The sequence below is a fragment of the Kribbella endophytica genome (assembly GCF_054781295.1).
Map to the genome: position 1 here is coordinate 712,865 of NZ_BAAGUR010000002.1, position 14,947 is coordinate 727,811.

The window sequence follows — 14,947 nt, forward strand, 5'->3', positions numbered from 1 at the left end:
TTGGAGTCAGGAATGACTGAAGCGCAGACCGAGCAGGCCACCGCCGCCGCGACGGGGATCCTGTTGACGGACGGGGCCGCCTCGAAGGTGAAGGCGCTGCTGGACCAGGAAGGTCGCGACGACCTCGCGCTGCGCGTCGCCGTGCAGCCGGGCGGGTGCTCCGGCCTGCGGTACCAGCTGTTCTTCGACGAGCGTCAGCTCGACGGTGACGTGGTCGCGGACTTCGACGGTGTGAGCGTCGTCACGGACCGGATGAGCGCGCCGTACCTCAAGGGTGCGTCGATCGACTTCGTGGACACGATCGAGAAGCAGGGCTTCACGATCGACAACCCGAACGCGACCGGCTCCTGCGCCTGCGGCGACTCGTTCAACTAAAGCCTTACCCGAAGCCCCCGGTACCGCGAGGTGCCGGGGGCTTCGTCGTGCCCTGATTAATGCCCTGAGCACGAGTCAAACGTTTGAGCTTTCTGCCGAGGGGAACCTCTGGAGGTTACCTAGCCGCAGGAAGGGCGATCGTGTGGGATTTCATCAGTGAACGGCAGTCGCAGCTTCTCTACCAGGGCTACCAGCATCTGAGCCTGGTCATCCAGTGCGTGGTGCTCGCGACGGTGATCGCCGTCGTCCTGGCCGTGCTCGTCCATCGCAACCCGAAGATCGCGTCCGCCGCCGAGGGCATCAGCGCGGTCGGCCTGACCATCCCGTCGTTCGCGCTGCTCGGCCTGCTGATCCCGCTGGCCGGCATCGGTACGGCGACGTCGGTGATCGCGGTGACCTTCTACGCGACCCTCCCGATCCTGCGTAACGCGGTCGTCGGCCTGGCCGGCGTCGACGCGACCCTGGTCGAGTCCGCCCGCGGCATGGGCATGGGCCGGCTCCGCACTCTGGTCCGGATCGAGCTCCCGCTCGCGTGGCCGGTGATCCTGGCGGGCGTCCGGGTCTCGGCGCAGATGTCGATGGGCATCGCGGCGATCGCGGCGTACGTGCTCGGCCCCGGTCTGGGCAGCTTCATCTTCACCGGCCTCACCCAGATCGGTGGCGCCAACGCTCTCAACTCCGCCCTGGTCGGAACGCTGGGGGTGGTGCTGCTGGCTCTCGTGCTGGACGCGCTGCTGCTCGGCGTCGGCCGGCTGACGACCCCCAGGGGGATCCGTGTCTGACTCACGTACGCCGTCCGCCGAGAACCTGACCGATCCCGGTACGCCGTCGGCCGCGCCCGCCTCGGCGACCTCCACGCGTCCCGTCGCCGACCCCGGCACGTCGCCCGACTCATCGGCCGGTGACGACCACGAGGTCAGCGGTGTCGACATCGATCTGGTCGACGTCGTCAAGCGTTACCCCGGCCAGCAGAAGCCGGCCGTCGAGGGCCTGTCCCTGCACGTCCCGGCCGGCGAGATCGTCATGTTCGTCGGCCCGTCCGGCTGCGGCAAGACGACGTCGCTGAAGATGATCAACCGGCTGATCGAGCCGACCTCGGGCAGCATCCGGATCGGCGGCGAGGACATCAGTGGCCGCGACGACGACGACCTGCGCCGGCACATCGGGTACGTGATCCAGGGCGGCAGCCTGTTCCCGCACATGACCGTCGCCCAGAACATCGCGATGGTCCCCGGCCTGCTCGGCTGGGACCGCGGCCGGATCACCGAGCGCGTCGACGAGCTGCTCGAGCTGGTCGGCCTCGATTCCGAGCGGTACCGAGGCCGGTACCCGCGCGAGCTGTCCGGTGGTCAGCAGCAACGAGTCGGCGTCGCGCGCGGTCTGGCCGCCGACCCGCCGGTGATCCTGATGGACGAGCCGTTCGGCGCGGTCGACCCGATCACGCGGCAGCGGTTGCAGGACGAGCTGCTCAGCATCCAGGAGGAGCTGCGCAAGACGATCGTCTGCGTCACCCACGACTTCGACGAGGCGGTCAAGCTCGGCGACCGGATCCTGATCCTCACCGAGGGCGCGAAGATCGCCCAGTACGACGTCCCGGAGGCGATCCTGTCGAACCCGGCGGACCGCTTCGTCGCGGACTTCGTCGGCGCGGGCGCGGCGCTGAAGCAGCTGACGCTGAGCCGGGTCAGCGAGATCGACCTCGGTCAGCCCACGGTCGCGTCGGTCGGTGACACCGCTGCCGACGTACTCCGTTCCGCGCAGGCCGCGGGCGACGACTCGGTCGTCGTACTGGATGCGAAGCGGCGCCCGATCGACTGGATGTGGACTCGCGACCTGGCCGACGTCGACCGCGTACCGGCGCCCAAGGAGGGCACCGACCTGGTCACGATCGACCGCCGCGCGACGCTGAACGACGCGCTCGACACGATGCTCGTCTCCAGCCACGGCAGCGCGGTCGTCACCGGTCGCCGGGACGAGTACCTCGGCGTCGTCGACTTCCAGGCGGTGCTGGCGAGGATCCAAGCCCCGGAGGCCGACGAGGTGGTCTCATGACCATCGTCGATCCCGGCACCTCCGCGGAGGAACGCCGCAATCTCGCCGACGCCAAAGCAGCAGCCGCCGGTCTGGCCTCCGAACGACGCCGCCGCCCGAGCTGGGGACTGTTGCTCGGGCAGCCTATTTTCGTTGCCCTGGTCCTCGCAGCGTGGGTGATCTGGCGTTCGCAGGCCGAGCTCGACTCGATCGAGCAACGCCAGCTGGCGTGGAGCGTCGTCGGCACGCTCACGCTCGAACATCTCAAGCTGACGATCGTTGCCACGGTCATCGTTCTGCTGATCGCCGTGCCGCTCGGCATCGCACTGACCCGCCCGCGGATGCGCCGCGCGGCGCCGATCGTCGTCGCGTTCGCGAACGCCGGGCAGGCCGCGCCGGTGATCGGTCTGATCGTGCTGCTCGCGATCTGGCTCGGCTTCGGTTTCTGGACCGCGATCCTCGCGCTCTGCCTGTACGCCGTACTGCCGGTGCTGCGCAACACGATCGTCGGCCTGCAAGGCGTCGACCGGAACCTGGTCGAGGCCGGCCGCGGGATGGGCATGTCCAGCCGCTCGGTGCTCGGGCGGATCGAGCTGCCGCTCGCCGTACCGGTCATCATGGCCGGCATCCGGACCGCCCTGGTCCTCGTCGTCGGTACGGCGACGCTCGCCACGTTCATCGACGCCGGCGGCCTGGGCATCCTGATCACGACGGGCATCCGTCTGCTGCGGTACCCGGTACTGATCAGCGGCGCGCTGCTGGTCGGCGTACTGGCTCTGCTGATCGACTGGGCCGGCCGGATCCTGGAAGAGATCACCCGGCCGAGGGGACTGCGATGAAGCGCGCTCTTGGGTTGCTGACGGCAACCATCATGGTCGTTGCCGCGTCGACCGGTTGCGGTCTCGGGACCAGCGGCGGCTACGTCCCGACCGCGTCGCTGGCCGGACCCCTTGCCCCGGTCAAGAATCTCGACGGCCTGGAGATCGGGATCGGGTCGAAGAACTTCCAGGAGCAGCTGATCCTCGGCAAGATCGCCGCGATCCTGATGCAGTCGGCCGGCGCCAAGGTCAAGGACCTGACCAACATGCCCGGCAGTGACACGTCGCGCCAGGCGATGCTGCAGGGGCAGATCCAGATGGCCTGGGAGTACACCGGCACCGCCTGGATCTCCTACCTCGGCCACGACACGGGCATTCCCGACAAGCGCAAGCAGTACGACGCTGTGGCGGGGGAGGACCTGCAGAAGTACGGGCTGGTCTGGCTCGAGCCGGCGCCGATGAACAACAGCTACGGGTTCGGCGTGACCCGGAAGAACTCCGAGAAGCTCGGCCTGACCAAGCTGTCGCAGCTGAGCCAGATTCCGCTGAAGGAACGCACGTTCTGCGTCGAGTCCGAGTTCGCGAACCGCAACGACGGGTTCGAGCCGATGCTCAAGCACTACGGCGTCCCGCTCGGCTCCGGCGTGAACCGCAACAACGTCCGGACGCTCGACACCGGCGCCGTCTACGCCGCGACCGACAACGGCGACTGCCTGTTCGGGGAGATCTACACGACGGACGGCCGGATCAAGTCGCTCGACCTGGTGGTGCTCGAGGACGACAAGCACTACTTCCCGGCGTACAACGTGGCGCCGGTGATCGCCAAGAAGGTCCTCGACCAGTACCCGCAGCTCCGCGACCTGCTGGCTCCGGTCTCCGCCAAGCTCACCGACGCGGTCCTGATCGAGCTCAACGCCCAGGTCGACGTCGACGGCCGCGAACCCGCCGACGTCGCCATGGACTGGCTGACCAAGGAAGGCTTCGTCACCAAGGACTGACGGCGCCGGCGGCGGCCTCCGCAACGGCCGGTTCTGCGTAAGCGGATCACCGGCGGCGGGCGAAGGCCGTTCGCCTCGGCGCGCCCGGGCTCCTCGGCGTGCTCGGCTCTTCGAACCGGCCAGCGCCCGCCGAGTTCACCGGGCAGCCAGCACGGCCGCGAGGCCCTCCTGCAGATCGTTGACAAAAGACCCAGGCACCTCCAGCGACGGGAAGTGCCCGCCGGCGTCAGGCGTCCTCCAGCGAACAATCTGCCGAAACCGCTTCTCCGCCCAGGGCCGCGGGCACTTCTCGATGTCCCGCGGATACGTGGTGACCGCCGCCGGGACATCGACCCGCAGCTCGGGATCCAGCGAGCTGTGGCTCTCGTAGTAGATGCGGGCCGCCGACGCACCGGTCCGCGTCAGCCAGTACAGGGTGACGTCGTCCAGAATCCGATCCCGCGAGATCCTCTCGAACGGGCTGTCCTCCGTGTCGCTCCACTCCGCGAACTTGTCGACAATCCACGCAAGCAACCCGACCGGCGAGTCCACGAGCGAGTAGCCGATCGTCTGCGGCCGGGTCGCCTGCTGCTTCGCGTACCCCGAGCGCTCGTGCCAGAAATCGCGAGTCTCCTCGGTCCAAGCACGCTCGGCCGAGGTCAGCCCGTCCGTCGACAGCCCGGGCGGCGCCTGCGCCAGCACCGTGTGGATGCCGAGAACATGTTCCGGGAACCGACCGGCGAGAACGGTCGTGACAACACCTCCCCAGTCACCGCCGTGCGCGACGAACTTGCCGTACCCGAGTCTTCCCATCAGCTCCACCCAGGCAGCCGCGATCTTCTCGGTTCCCCACCCGGTCGTGGTCGGTTTGTCGCTGTACCCGAAGCCCGGCAGCGACGGGACGACAACATGGAACGCAGGCACGTTGGCATCCTGAGGATCGGCCAGCTCGTCCACCACATCGACGAACTCGGCAATGCTGCCCGGCCAGCCGTGCGTCAGGATCAGCGGAGTCGCATCCGCACGGGCCGATCGCCGGTGCAGGAAGTGGATCCCCAGCCCGTCGATCGTCGTACGGAACTGACCGATCCGATCGAGACGTTTCTCGAACCACCGCCAGTCGTAGCCGGTGCGCCAGTACTCCACCAGCTCGACGAGATCGGCGAGCGGAACGCCCTGGTCCCATCGGCCCGGACCGGGCGCGGCGCCAAGGACCGTCTCGGCCTCCGGTAGTCGCGCCGAGGCCAATCGTGCCCGCAATTCGTCGAGTTCGGCGTCGGTCGCGTGGGCTTCGAATGCTTGTACGTCGCTGGGCATGAGACCTCCTGGGCCGTCGCGGAGCCGGCTGCTCTCATGAAGAACCGGCTAAGACGGTTCTAACATGCTTTTCTGCTCGATGTGAACCCGCTAAGGTGGTTCCATGCCCACCGAGTTCCCTGACTTCCGCCTCGGGAGCGTGCTGGCGACCAGCTTCACGGGGACCTTGTCGGAGCGTCAGGGCGATCCTGTGGAGCGCATCCCCACGCCGCAGCGACTCGTCGACTGGCTGACTGTGAGCGGCCTCGCGGTGGACTCGTGCACGGTCGTCCAGCTCGGCCTCGCCCGGGAACTGCGGGAGGCGATTCACGCCGCGGCGACAGCGGCCGCGACCCAGGACACTCTCCCTGCAGCCGCTGTCCAGGTCATCAACAACTACAGCGCTCACGGCCAGGCCGCGGCGGTCCTGACGCCCGACGGCCGGCGGCGATGGCAGCTCAGTTCGGCTTCCAGCGTGGAAGACGCGCTGAGCGTGATCGCCGCCGACGCGATCGGCATCATCTCCGGCGAGCGTGACGGGAAGTTGGCCCTGTGCGCCTCGCCGACCTGCCAAGCGGCCTTCTTCGACACGAGCCAGAGCCGCACTCGCAAATGGTGTGACATGAACACCTGCGGGAATCGTCAGAAGAAGGCCCGCTTCAACGCCAACCGGCGTACGAAATCCGGCTCAGGCGACCTCGGGACGGGCGCGGCGGGGGAGTAGCCAGGTGATCGCGAGGGCGACCACGAACAGGCCGGTCGCGACGAGCGTGCTGGTCTTGGCCGCGCCGAGGAACCCGTCCGTCGGCAGCAGCTGGAAGAAGATCGTGCCGATCACCGCGACGCCGATCGCACCGCCGAACTGCTGCATAGCGGTCAGTACGCCGGACGCCGAGCCGGCCGCGCTGTCGTCGATCGAGGCCAGGATGATGTCGAACAGCGGCGCGAACACCATGCCCGAGCCGATCCCGACCAGCAGCAGCGGCGGCACCAGGTCCCAGATCGTCGTCGCGTCGCCGTTGTGGACGAGCGTGATCCAGACCCACACCATCGCCAGCGTCATCACGCCGATGCCGAGCTGCAGCGCGACCCGGCCGAGTTTCGGCGCGAGCAGCCCCGCGGACAGCGGCGCGCCGATCGCGATCCCGAGCGAGAACGGCACCATCGCGAGGCCGGCCTTCAACGGGCTGTAGTGCAGGCCGAGCTGGGTGAACAGGTTGAGCACCAGCGTGAACCCGGACATCGCCAGGAAGAACGTGCTGATCACGCCGAGTCCAGCGACGTACCCGCGACTGCGGAACAGCGACGGGTCGATCACCGGGTTGCCCGACCGGCGCTCACGCCAGCCGAACAGCGCGAACACGGGGATCGAGGCGACCATCATGGCGATTGTCCACAACGGCCAGTCGAGCTCGCGGCCCTGCACCAGGGGGTAGATCAGCAGTCCGGCGCCCAAGCTGACCAGGATCACGCCGGCTGGGTCGAGTCCGCGGGCGCCCGGCGTCTTCACCTCGGGCATCCAGCGCAGTGCGCCGACGACCGCCGCGATGCCGATCGGCACGTTGATCCAGAAGATCATCCGCCAGCCGGCGTCGAACCAGTTCGCGTCGATCAGTACGCCGGCCAGCACGGGCCCGGCGACTGCCGACAATCCCATCACCGGTCCGAACAGCCCGAACGCCTTGCCGATCTCGTCCGGCGGGAACACCGACTTCAGGATCGCGAACCCCTGCGGGATCATCACCGCGCCGAGCAGACCCTGCGCGACCCGGCTGCCGATCAGCAGACCGGGCGAGGTCGCCAGCCCGCACAGCGCCGACGCGACGGTGAACCCGACCGCGCCGATCACGAACAGCTTGCGCCGGCCGACCAGATCGCCGAGCCGCCCGAAGCTGACCAGGCCGATCGCGAACGCGAGCGTGTACCCGGCGAGCATCCACTGCACCGCGGCGTTCGACCCGCCGAGCTCCCGCTGGATCGACGGTGCCGCGATGTTCACGATCGTCGCGTCGACCAGATCCATGATCTCGGCGACCAGCACGGTCCCGAGCACGATCCAGCGCCACTTGTACGGCGTACCGGCGGTCGGCGCGGGTCCGGCGGCAGTGGTCGCGTCGCCGCGTGAGCCGTCGGGCGTCGCCAGCTCGCCGGACGCTTCGTCGTACGACGTTTCGCCGGGTGGAGTGGTTGAGGTGGTCATCGGTGCTCCTAGTCGAACGGTGTTCGTTAACGAACACTGTTCTACGCTCGAACACTATTCGTGTCAAGTACGGTGTTCGCTACAGTGGGGCGCATGAACCAGTCGCCGTGGCAGCCGATCACCCCCGCCAAGCCGGCCCGCGCGGCGCGGGAGCCGCTCACGCGGGAGCGGATCGTCGACACCGCGCTGCGCCTGCTGGTCGATCAGGGCTACGACGCGGTGTCGATGCGCAAGGTCGCCCAGGCGCTCGACACCGGCCCGGCGTCCCTCTACGCGCACGTCGCGAACAAGAAGGAGCTCGACCAGCTGATGCTCGACCGGGCCGCCGCGGACATGAAGCTGCCCGGCGCCGATCCCGAGCACTGGCAGGAGCAGCTCAAGGCGGCGATGGACGAGATCCTCCGCGTGATGCGCGCCTACCCCGGCCTGGCCCGCGCGGCGATCGGTCAGGTCCCGCTGGGGGAGTACGCGATGCTCAGCACCGAACGCATGCTCGCGATCCTCAAGGCCGGCCGCGTCCCCGACCAGGCCGCCGCGTGGGCGGTCGACCTGATCCCGCTGTTCATCACCGCGACCGCCTTCGAGGAGAGCGTCCAGGGCGCCGCCGACTTCGCCCCCGAGGACCTAGAGGGATTCGTCGAGCAACTCCGCTCGTTCTTCGGCTCGCTAGACCCGGCCCGTTTTCCACTCACGATCGCCCTGGCCGGCGCGATGACCACCGGCGCCAGCGGCGACGAACGCTTCGACTTCGGCGCCCAGGTCATCATCGCCGGCCTAGCCTCAATGGTCCCCCCACAGCCGTAGCCGCCACCCGGTCATCGAAGCGCGTGGCGGACCCAGACATTCGGCTCGACGTACACGGCAGAGCCCGACCCGACGTCACAGTGCACGGTCGTCAGGGCGCCGGGCACCTCCACGGCGCCATCGTGGTCGAACGCGAGCCCGGTCCAGCTCCTCCACTCCTCGAGCGATCCCGAGACCAGCCAGGACGTCGGGGCAACCCCGGCGATCCGGCCGCCAACTCTGACGTGGGTCCTGAGCCACGGGTCGCAGGGCAGGCCGTCCTCGCGGACGCGCCCCGCGTACTCCGCCATCGACGTGCGTGGTTCCAGGTGTTTCCGCGTGGGCCGCACGGGCGCAACCAGGTCAGCCAGTCCCGCGTCGGCAACGGCATCCCGTAGGGCACTGAGCATCAGGCCGGCGAGCCCCAACCCCTGGAAATCTCGAGCCACGCTGATGTTGAGCGCACAGGCAGCATTCGGTACGACGTGACGGCGCGCATCGGCGAAGGCCCACACAACAGCCTGCTCCCATCCACCGGCCGGCAGCTCTGCGCGGTCCGGACCGCCCAGTCTCAGCTGCACCGCCTGGGCGTCCGCGACTGCTGAACCGTCCTCAGCCGTCGCGATCAAGCAGGTCTCCGGGAACGCTGCGAGGGTCTGCCAGAAGTAGGCCTCGGAGATCCGGTTGTGACGCATGAACTCGCTCCAGCCGCCGACGTCGATCTCGGCCCCCGCCAGTTCAGGCCGCTGCGCGATGGTCGTGATCTCGACAGCGCGCCCCGCTGCGAGGAGATGCTTCATGCCCATCACTTTCCCGTTTGCTGGGGGCCCGGGGACTGGGGCAATCGACCCTGCGCGTGGTGACAGGTTGCGGTCGAGTGCTTGCTGTTCACGATCGCACATGGCTAACCTTCGGATTGTCAACAAAACTACGAACAAGCGAAAACGGTTACATCAGCGCCCAAATGGGCACCGAGCTTGACGCTGTTGCCGATTGACGAACCAAGGAGGCCCTCCCGTGGGTTCCGAACACCCTCAGCCGACCGTCGAGACCGATCCGCCGCCCGGCGTGCTGAAGCGGGCGATCGCGGCGTCCGCGATCGGTAACGCGACCGAATGGTTCGACTACGGCATCTACGCGTACGGCGTGACCTATATCTCCGCCGCGATCTTCCCCGGCGACACCGAGAGCGCGACGCTGCTCGCGCTGATGACGTTCGCGGTCTCGTTCTTGGTCCGCCCGCTGGGCGGTCTGATCTGGGGCCCGCTCGGCGACCGCCTCGGTCGCAAGCACGTCCTCGCGATCACGATCCTGCTGATGTCCGGCGCGACCCTGTGCGTCGGCCTCGTTCCGTCGTACGACTCGATCGGCCTGTGGGCGCCGATCCTGCTGGTGCTGCTGCGGATGATCCAGGGCTTCTCGACCGGCGGTGAGTACGGCGGCGCCGCGACCTTCATGGCCGAGTACGCGCCGAGCCGCAAGCGCGGGTTCCTCGGCAGCTTCCTGGAGTTCGGCACGCTGGCCGGGTTCTCGCTCGGTGCGCTGCTGATGCTCGGCTTCTCGCTGGTGCTCAGCGACGACGCGATGGGCTCGTGGGGCTGGCGGCTGCCGTTCTTCGTCGCCGCGCCGCTCGGCCTGGTGGGGATGTACCTGCGCTCCCGGCTCGAGGACACCCCGGTGTTCAAGGAGTTGGAGGAGTCCGGGGAGAAGGAGGAGAGCACCTCCACCCAGTTCAAGGACCTGCTGGCCGGCTACTGGAAGCCGATCCTGCAGCTCGGCGGCATGGTCGTCGCGCTGAACGTCGTCAACTACACCCTGCTCACCTACATGCCGACGTACCTGGAGAAGGAGATCCATCTCAACGCCGACCAGTCGCTGATCGTGCCGATCATCGGCCAGCTGGCGATGATGTGCTTCCTGCCGTTCGCGGGCCACTTCTCCGACCGGGTCGGGCGCAAACCGTTGTGGTGGGTGTCGCTGGCCGGGCTGTTCGTCGCCGCGGTGCCGGCCTTCCTGCTGATGGGGACCAACATGCTCGGCGCGGTGCTCGGGTTCGCCATCCTGGGCCTGCTCTACGTGCCGCAGCTGGCGACGATCTCGGCGACCTTCCCGGCGATGTTCCCGACGCACGTCCGGTACGCCGGGTTCGCGATCGCCTACAACGTCTCGACCTCGCTGTTCGGCGGTACGGCGCCGGCGGTGAACGACTGGCTGACCGAGAAGACCGGCGACAACCTGACGCCGGCGTACTACATGATGGCGGCCTGCGTGATCGGCGCGATCGCGCTGGTCAAGGTTCCCGAGACCACGCGCTGCCCGCTGAACGGCACCGAGACTCCCGGCACCGAAGGCGCTCCGCCCCCGGTGGAACTGGAGCCCGCGAAGGTCTGACCCACAAAGCTCTGGCCGGGATGGATGATCCCGGCCAGAGCTTTGTCAGTTGTCGACGACCGCGTTCACCGCGTCGGACCAAAGGCCCACGGCCTCGTCGATCTCGTCGGACGAAACAACCAGCGCGGGGATGAACCGAACGACCTGCCCCCAGGCCCCACACGTCAGCAGCAGCAACCCTCGCCGCGCCGCCTCCTGCTGTACGGCGATCGCGGTGACCGGGTCCGGCTTGTTGTCCGCGTCACGGAACTCGTTGCCGATCATCAGTCCCAGCCCGCGGACGTCGGTGATCCGATCGTGCTTGCCGGCCACCGCCTGCAGCGCCTGCTTCAGTTGTGCGCCGCGCTCGGCCGAGTTCTCGACCAGCTTCTCGTCCTGGATCACGTCGAGCGTCGCCAGCGCCGCCGCGCACGCGACCGCGTTCGCGCCGTACGTGCCGCCCTGCGATCCGGGCCACGCCTTCTCCATCAACTCCGACGATGCGGCGATTGCAGACAAGGGGAATCCGGACGCGAGCCCCTTCGCCGTCACCAGGACGTCGGCGCGGGCCCCGAAGTGGTCGCCGCCCCAGAACTTCCCGGTCCGGCCGAACCCGGTCTGCACCTCGTCGATCACCAGCAGGATCCCGTGCGCATCGGCCCGCTCCCGCAGTCCGGCCAGGAATCGCTCGTTGGCCGGGACGTATCCGCCTTCGCCGAGCACCGGTTCGACGAAGAACGCCGCGGTGTCGGCCGGCGTGCTCAGGGTCTGCAGCACGTAGTCGAGCTGGGCCAGCGCGAAGTCCGTCGCCTGCTCGACCGGCCACCCGAAGTGCCCGGGGTCAGGGAACGGCGACACGTGGACGCCGCCCATCAGCGGGCTGAAGCCGGAGCGGAACTTGGTCCCCGACGTGGTCATCGAGGCCGCCGCGACGGTCCGGCCGTGGAAGCCGCCGTGGAAGACGATCACGTTCGGCCGGCCGGTCGCCTGGCGGGTCAGCCGGAGCGCCGCCTCGATCGCCTCGCTGCCGGAGTTCGCGAAGAACATCCGGTCCAGCCCGGCCGGCAGCACCTCGCCGAGCCGGTCGACCAGGTCGAGCAGCGGACGGTGCATGACCGTCGTGTACTGGGCGTGGATCAGCGTGCCGACCTGGCGCTGCGCCGCTTCGACGACCCGCGGGTGGCAGTGGCCGGTACTGGTCACGCCGATGCCGGCGGTGAAGTCGAGGTAGCGGCGGTCGTCCTCGTCGTACAGCAGGACGCCCTCGCCGCGGGCGGCCAGGACACCGGTCGCCTGCTTGAGGAGCTGCGAGAGCTCGGCCACGGGGGTTCCCCCTTGCTCGTAGGCTGGTAGATTGTCGACAATCAGCGTATCTCAGCAGACTCTGATGGTGAAGGGGCCCGAATGTCCGTGGAGCAGGAAGCAAAAGTGGTCGCCGCCGTCGAGAAGCGGCTGTACGTCGGAGGGCAGTGGGTCGACGCCACCGGCGGCCAGACCTTCGACGTACTGGATCCGTCGACCGGCGAGAAGCTGTGCGCGGTCGCCGACGCGACTCCGGCCGACGGCCGGGCCGCGCTGGACGCGGCCGTCGCGGCACAGAAGTCGTTCGCCGCGACCTCGCCGCGCGAGCGGGCCGACATGCTCACCGCCGCCTTCGAGTTGCTGCACGAGCGGATCGACGACCTGGCGTTGCTGATGACACTGGAGATGGGCAAGCCGCTGGCCGAGGCGCGGGGCGAGATCACGTACGCCGCCGAGTTCTTCCGGCACTTCGCGGGCGAGGCCGTCCGGATCGACGGCGGCTACCAGATGGCGCCCGCCGGGGGAGCGCGGTTCCTGGTCGCCAAGCAGCCCGTCGGCCCGTGCCTGCTGGTCACGCCGTGGAACTTCCCGATGGCGATGGGCACCCGCAAGCTCGGCCCGGCGATCGCCGCCGGGTGCACCAGCGTGATCAAGCCGGCCCACCAGACGCCGCTGTCGATGCTCGCGCTGATGGACATCCTGGCCGAGGCCGGCGTACCGGCCGGCGTGGTCAACTGCGTCACCGCGATGGACGCCGGGGGTGTGATGGAGCCGCTGATCCGCTCCGGCGACGCGCGTAAGTTGTCGTTCACCGGGTCGACGAAGGTCGGCCGGCTGCTGCTGGAGCAGTGCGCCGAGAAGGTGCTGCGGACGTCGCTCGAGCTCGGCGGCAACGCGCCGTTCGTGGTCTTCGAGGACGCCGACCTGGACGAGGCGGTCGACGGCGCGATCGCGGCCAAGATGCGCAACATGGGCGAGGCCTGTACGGCGGCCAACCGGATCTACGTGCACGCGTCGGTGATCGACGAGTTCGGTCGCCGGCTGGCCGAGCGGATGGGCGCGCTGAGGCTCGGACGCGGGACCGGTGACGGGGTCCAGGTCGGGCCGCTGATCGACGCGTCCGCGCTGGCCAAGGTCGAGTCGCTGGTCGCCGACGCGGTCGACCGGGGCGCGACGGTGCTGACCGGCGGAGAGGTTGCCGAGGGCAACGGGTACTTCTATCCGCCGACAGTGCTCACCGGCGTACCGCGGGACGCGCTGATGGCCGATCAGGAGATCTTCGGTCCGGTGGCGCCGCTGACGCCGTTCGAGACCGAGGACGAGGCCGTCGCGGCGGCCAACGACACGGAGTACGGGCTGGTCTCGTACGTCTTCACCAACGATCTGCGCCGGGCACTGCGGGTCGCGGAGGCGCTGGAGACCGGGATGGTCGGGCTGAACCAGGGCGTCGTGTCCAACCCGGCCGCGCCGTTCGGCGGCATCAAGCAGTCCGGCCTCGGCCGCGAGGGTGGGCCCAACGGCATCGACGAGTTCCTGGAGACCAAGTACGTCGGGATCGCGCTGAAGTAGAGCTGGTACGGTCGGTGGTTGCCGAGTCCGGCGCTCACCTCAGGAGTTCACCTTGCTGTTGGATCGGCCCGTCCAGGACCAGATCGTGCTCACCACGGTCGGCGGTGCCGAGGACCTGATCACCGGACTCGACATCACCCACCGTGCCGACGAGGCCGTCACCTGCCGGATCGACGGCCCGCTCCGGCCGCTCGCCGACCTGCGGCTCTACCTGACGGCTGCCGTGCCGTTGGCCGACGAAGCCGCCGTACTGCGGTCCGCCGAAACCGGCGTACTGTCCGCGCTGGACGAGCCGGTCCGGTTCCGGATCGCTCCTGGTACGCCGGACGCCCGCGCGCTGTGGGACCTCCTGGTCGACAAGCTCGGCTGGTCGGAGAACACGTCCGACTGGGCGGTCAATTTCGTCGCCGATCCGTCCGACGGCGGTCGTTGGCTCGGTGAGATCGGGCCGCTGCACTGGTCGCGGAACTACCCGGTATTGGAACGTCTCCCGTGGTCGACGAAGCCGGTGGTCGCGGAGGTGATGGTCCGGCTGGCGAAGCTCGGCACCGAGCACCACGTGTTCGACCCGTTCTGCGGGACCGGCACGATCCTGCTCGCGACCCACCCGTTCGCGCACGGCCGGCTAGTCGGGTCCGATCGCGACGAGAAGGCGATCAAGCTCGCCCGCGAGAACGTCGCCCGAGCCGGCATCACGGCGGAACTGTCGGTCGCCCAGGCCGAGAAGTCCTCACTCGCCTCGGGCAGCATCGACCGGGTGATCTCGAACCTCCCCTTCGGCAAACTGGTCGGCAGTCACGGCGACAACGCCAAGCTCTACCCGGCAGCCCTGAAAGAGATCGCCCGAGTCCTCCGCCCCGACGGCCGAGCCGTCCTCCTCACCGAAGACAAACGCCTCCTGAAGGACTCGGTCGCCCGCACCCCCGAGGTAAAAATCGTCCGAGAACGCCTCCTGAAGTACTCCGGCGCGACTCCGACGGTCTTCGTCCTAACCACCACCCGCCGCCGCCAAACCCGCCGCTGAGCCCGCGGGCTCCGGCTGCTTCCCCCGCTCCCCGCGGGGTCCGCTTAGCGCCGACCCGCGAACCTGCTCTTTGCCGACTCTCGCTCCCCGCCGACGCATGCTCCCGGCTGACGCCGGTTCCGGTCCGGGCCCGCTCCGGGCTCGCACCCGCTGCAGGCTGACAACCTCACCGGGCTGACTCACTGCTCTCGGCTGGCACCCG

14 protein-coding genes are annotated in these 14,947 nt (G+C 68.8%); 10 read left to right on the forward strand and 4 right to left on the reverse strand.

Annotated features, from left to right (window positions below; all coding sequences use genetic code 11):
- Window positions 1–12: 12 nt before the first annotated feature.
- The 5 genes from erpA to ACYVIO_RS21805 all read left to right on the forward strand — a co-directional run bounded on the left by erpA (window position 13) and on the right by ACYVIO_RS21805 (window position 4,222).
- Window positions 13–375: an iron-sulfur cluster insertion protein ErpA gene (gene erpA / locus ACYVIO_RS21785; RefSeq protein ID WP_184793950.1), complete on the forward strand. Its 363-nt coding sequence runs from the start codon at window positions 13–15 to the stop codon at window positions 373–375.
- Window positions 376–515: 140 nt separating this feature from the next.
- Complete coding sequence (locus ACYVIO_RS21790; protein ID WP_460652691.1) at window positions 516–1,157, forward strand: ABC transporter permease; 642 nt, start codon at window positions 516–518, stop codon at window positions 1,155–1,157.
- Window positions 1,150–2,427, forward strand: a complete 1,278-nt coding sequence (locus tag ACYVIO_RS21795) for an ABC transporter ATP-binding protein (RefSeq protein ID WP_460652692.1) — start codon at window positions 1,150–1,152, stop codon at window positions 2,425–2,427. Before ACYVIO_RS21790 ends, ACYVIO_RS21795 begins: the two co-directional genes overlap by 8 nt.
- A complete protein-coding gene (locus tag ACYVIO_RS21800; protein ID WP_460652693.1) occupies window positions 2,424–3,245 on the forward strand; it encodes an ABC transporter permease in 822 nt (273 codons plus the stop codon). The genes ACYVIO_RS21795 and ACYVIO_RS21800 overlap by 4 nt, the downstream gene beginning before the upstream one ends.
- Window positions 3,242–4,222 carry a glycine betaine ABC transporter substrate-binding protein gene (locus ACYVIO_RS21805; RefSeq protein ID WP_460652694.1) on the forward strand — a complete coding sequence of 327 codons (981 nt, stop codon included), beginning with the start codon at window positions 3,242–3,244 and terminating at the stop codon, window positions 4,220–4,222. The genes ACYVIO_RS21800 and ACYVIO_RS21805 overlap by 4 nt, the downstream gene beginning before the upstream one ends.
- 135 nt (window positions 4,223–4,357) lie before the next feature.
- On the opposite strand, the gene ACYVIO_RS21810 is transcribed toward ACYVIO_RS21805, so the two are convergent.
- On the reverse strand, window positions 4,358–5,518 hold the full coding sequence (locus ACYVIO_RS21810; protein WP_460652695.1) for an epoxide hydrolase family protein: 1,161 nt from the start codon (window positions 5,516–5,518) through the stop codon (window positions 4,358–4,360).
- 103 nt (window positions 5,519–5,621) lie between these two features.
- Between ACYVIO_RS21810 and ACYVIO_RS21815 the strand changes: the two genes are divergently transcribed.
- Window positions 5,622–6,221, forward strand: coding sequence for a CGNR zinc finger domain-containing protein (locus tag ACYVIO_RS21815; protein ID WP_460652696.1), 600 nt, complete (start codon window positions 5,622–5,624; stop codon window positions 6,219–6,221).
- Here ACYVIO_RS21815 and ACYVIO_RS21820 read toward each other — a convergent pair.
- On the reverse strand, window positions 6,186–7,697 hold the full coding sequence (locus ACYVIO_RS21820) for an MFS transporter (RefSeq protein ID WP_460652697.1): 1,512 nt from the start codon (window positions 7,695–7,697) through the stop codon (window positions 6,186–6,188). The genes ACYVIO_RS21815 and ACYVIO_RS21820 overlap by 36 nt on opposite strands.
- Before the next feature lie 93 nt (window positions 7,698–7,790).
- Here ACYVIO_RS21820 and ACYVIO_RS21825 point away from each other — a divergent pair, with 93 nt between their 5' ends.
- A complete protein-coding gene (locus tag ACYVIO_RS21825; protein WP_460652698.1) occupies window positions 7,791–8,501 on the forward strand; it encodes a TetR/AcrR family transcriptional regulator in 711 nt (236 codons plus the stop codon).
- Between the two features lie 11 nt (window positions 8,502–8,512).
- Here the strand turns inward: ACYVIO_RS21825 and ACYVIO_RS21830 are convergent, their stop codons facing one another.
- Window positions 8,513–9,280, reverse strand: coding sequence for an N-acetyltransferase (locus tag ACYVIO_RS21830; protein WP_460652699.1), 768 nt, complete (start codon window positions 9,278–9,280; stop codon window positions 8,513–8,515).
- A gap of 217 nt (window positions 9,281–9,497) precedes the next feature.
- Here ACYVIO_RS21830 and ACYVIO_RS21835 point away from each other — a divergent pair, with 217 nt between their 5' ends.
- Entirely contained in the window at window positions 9,498–10,871 is a 1,374-nt protein-coding gene (locus ACYVIO_RS21835) for an MFS transporter (protein WP_460652700.1), read from the forward strand.
- 45 nt (window positions 10,872–10,916) lie between these two features.
- On the opposite strand, the gene ACYVIO_RS21840 is transcribed toward ACYVIO_RS21835, so the two are convergent.
- The gene (locus tag ACYVIO_RS21840) at window positions 10,917–12,173 is read right to left on the reverse strand and encodes an aspartate aminotransferase family protein (protein WP_460652701.1); all 1,257 of its coding nucleotides are present in this window, start codon (window positions 12,171–12,173) and stop codon (window positions 10,917–10,919) included.
- Window positions 12,174–12,254: 81 nt separating this feature from the next.
- Between ACYVIO_RS21840 and ACYVIO_RS21845 the strand changes: the two genes are divergently transcribed.
- The gene (locus tag ACYVIO_RS21845; RefSeq protein WP_460652702.1) at window positions 12,255–13,721 is read left to right on the forward strand and encodes an NAD-dependent succinate-semialdehyde dehydrogenase; all 1,467 of its coding nucleotides are present in this window, start codon (window positions 12,255–12,257) and stop codon (window positions 13,719–13,721) included.
- Between the two features lie 52 nt (window positions 13,722–13,773).
- A complete protein-coding gene (locus ACYVIO_RS21850; protein WP_460652703.1) occupies window positions 13,774–14,745 on the forward strand; it encodes a TRM11 family SAM-dependent methyltransferase in 972 nt (323 codons plus the stop codon).
- The last annotated feature ends 202 nt before the right edge of the window (window positions 14,746–14,947 follow it).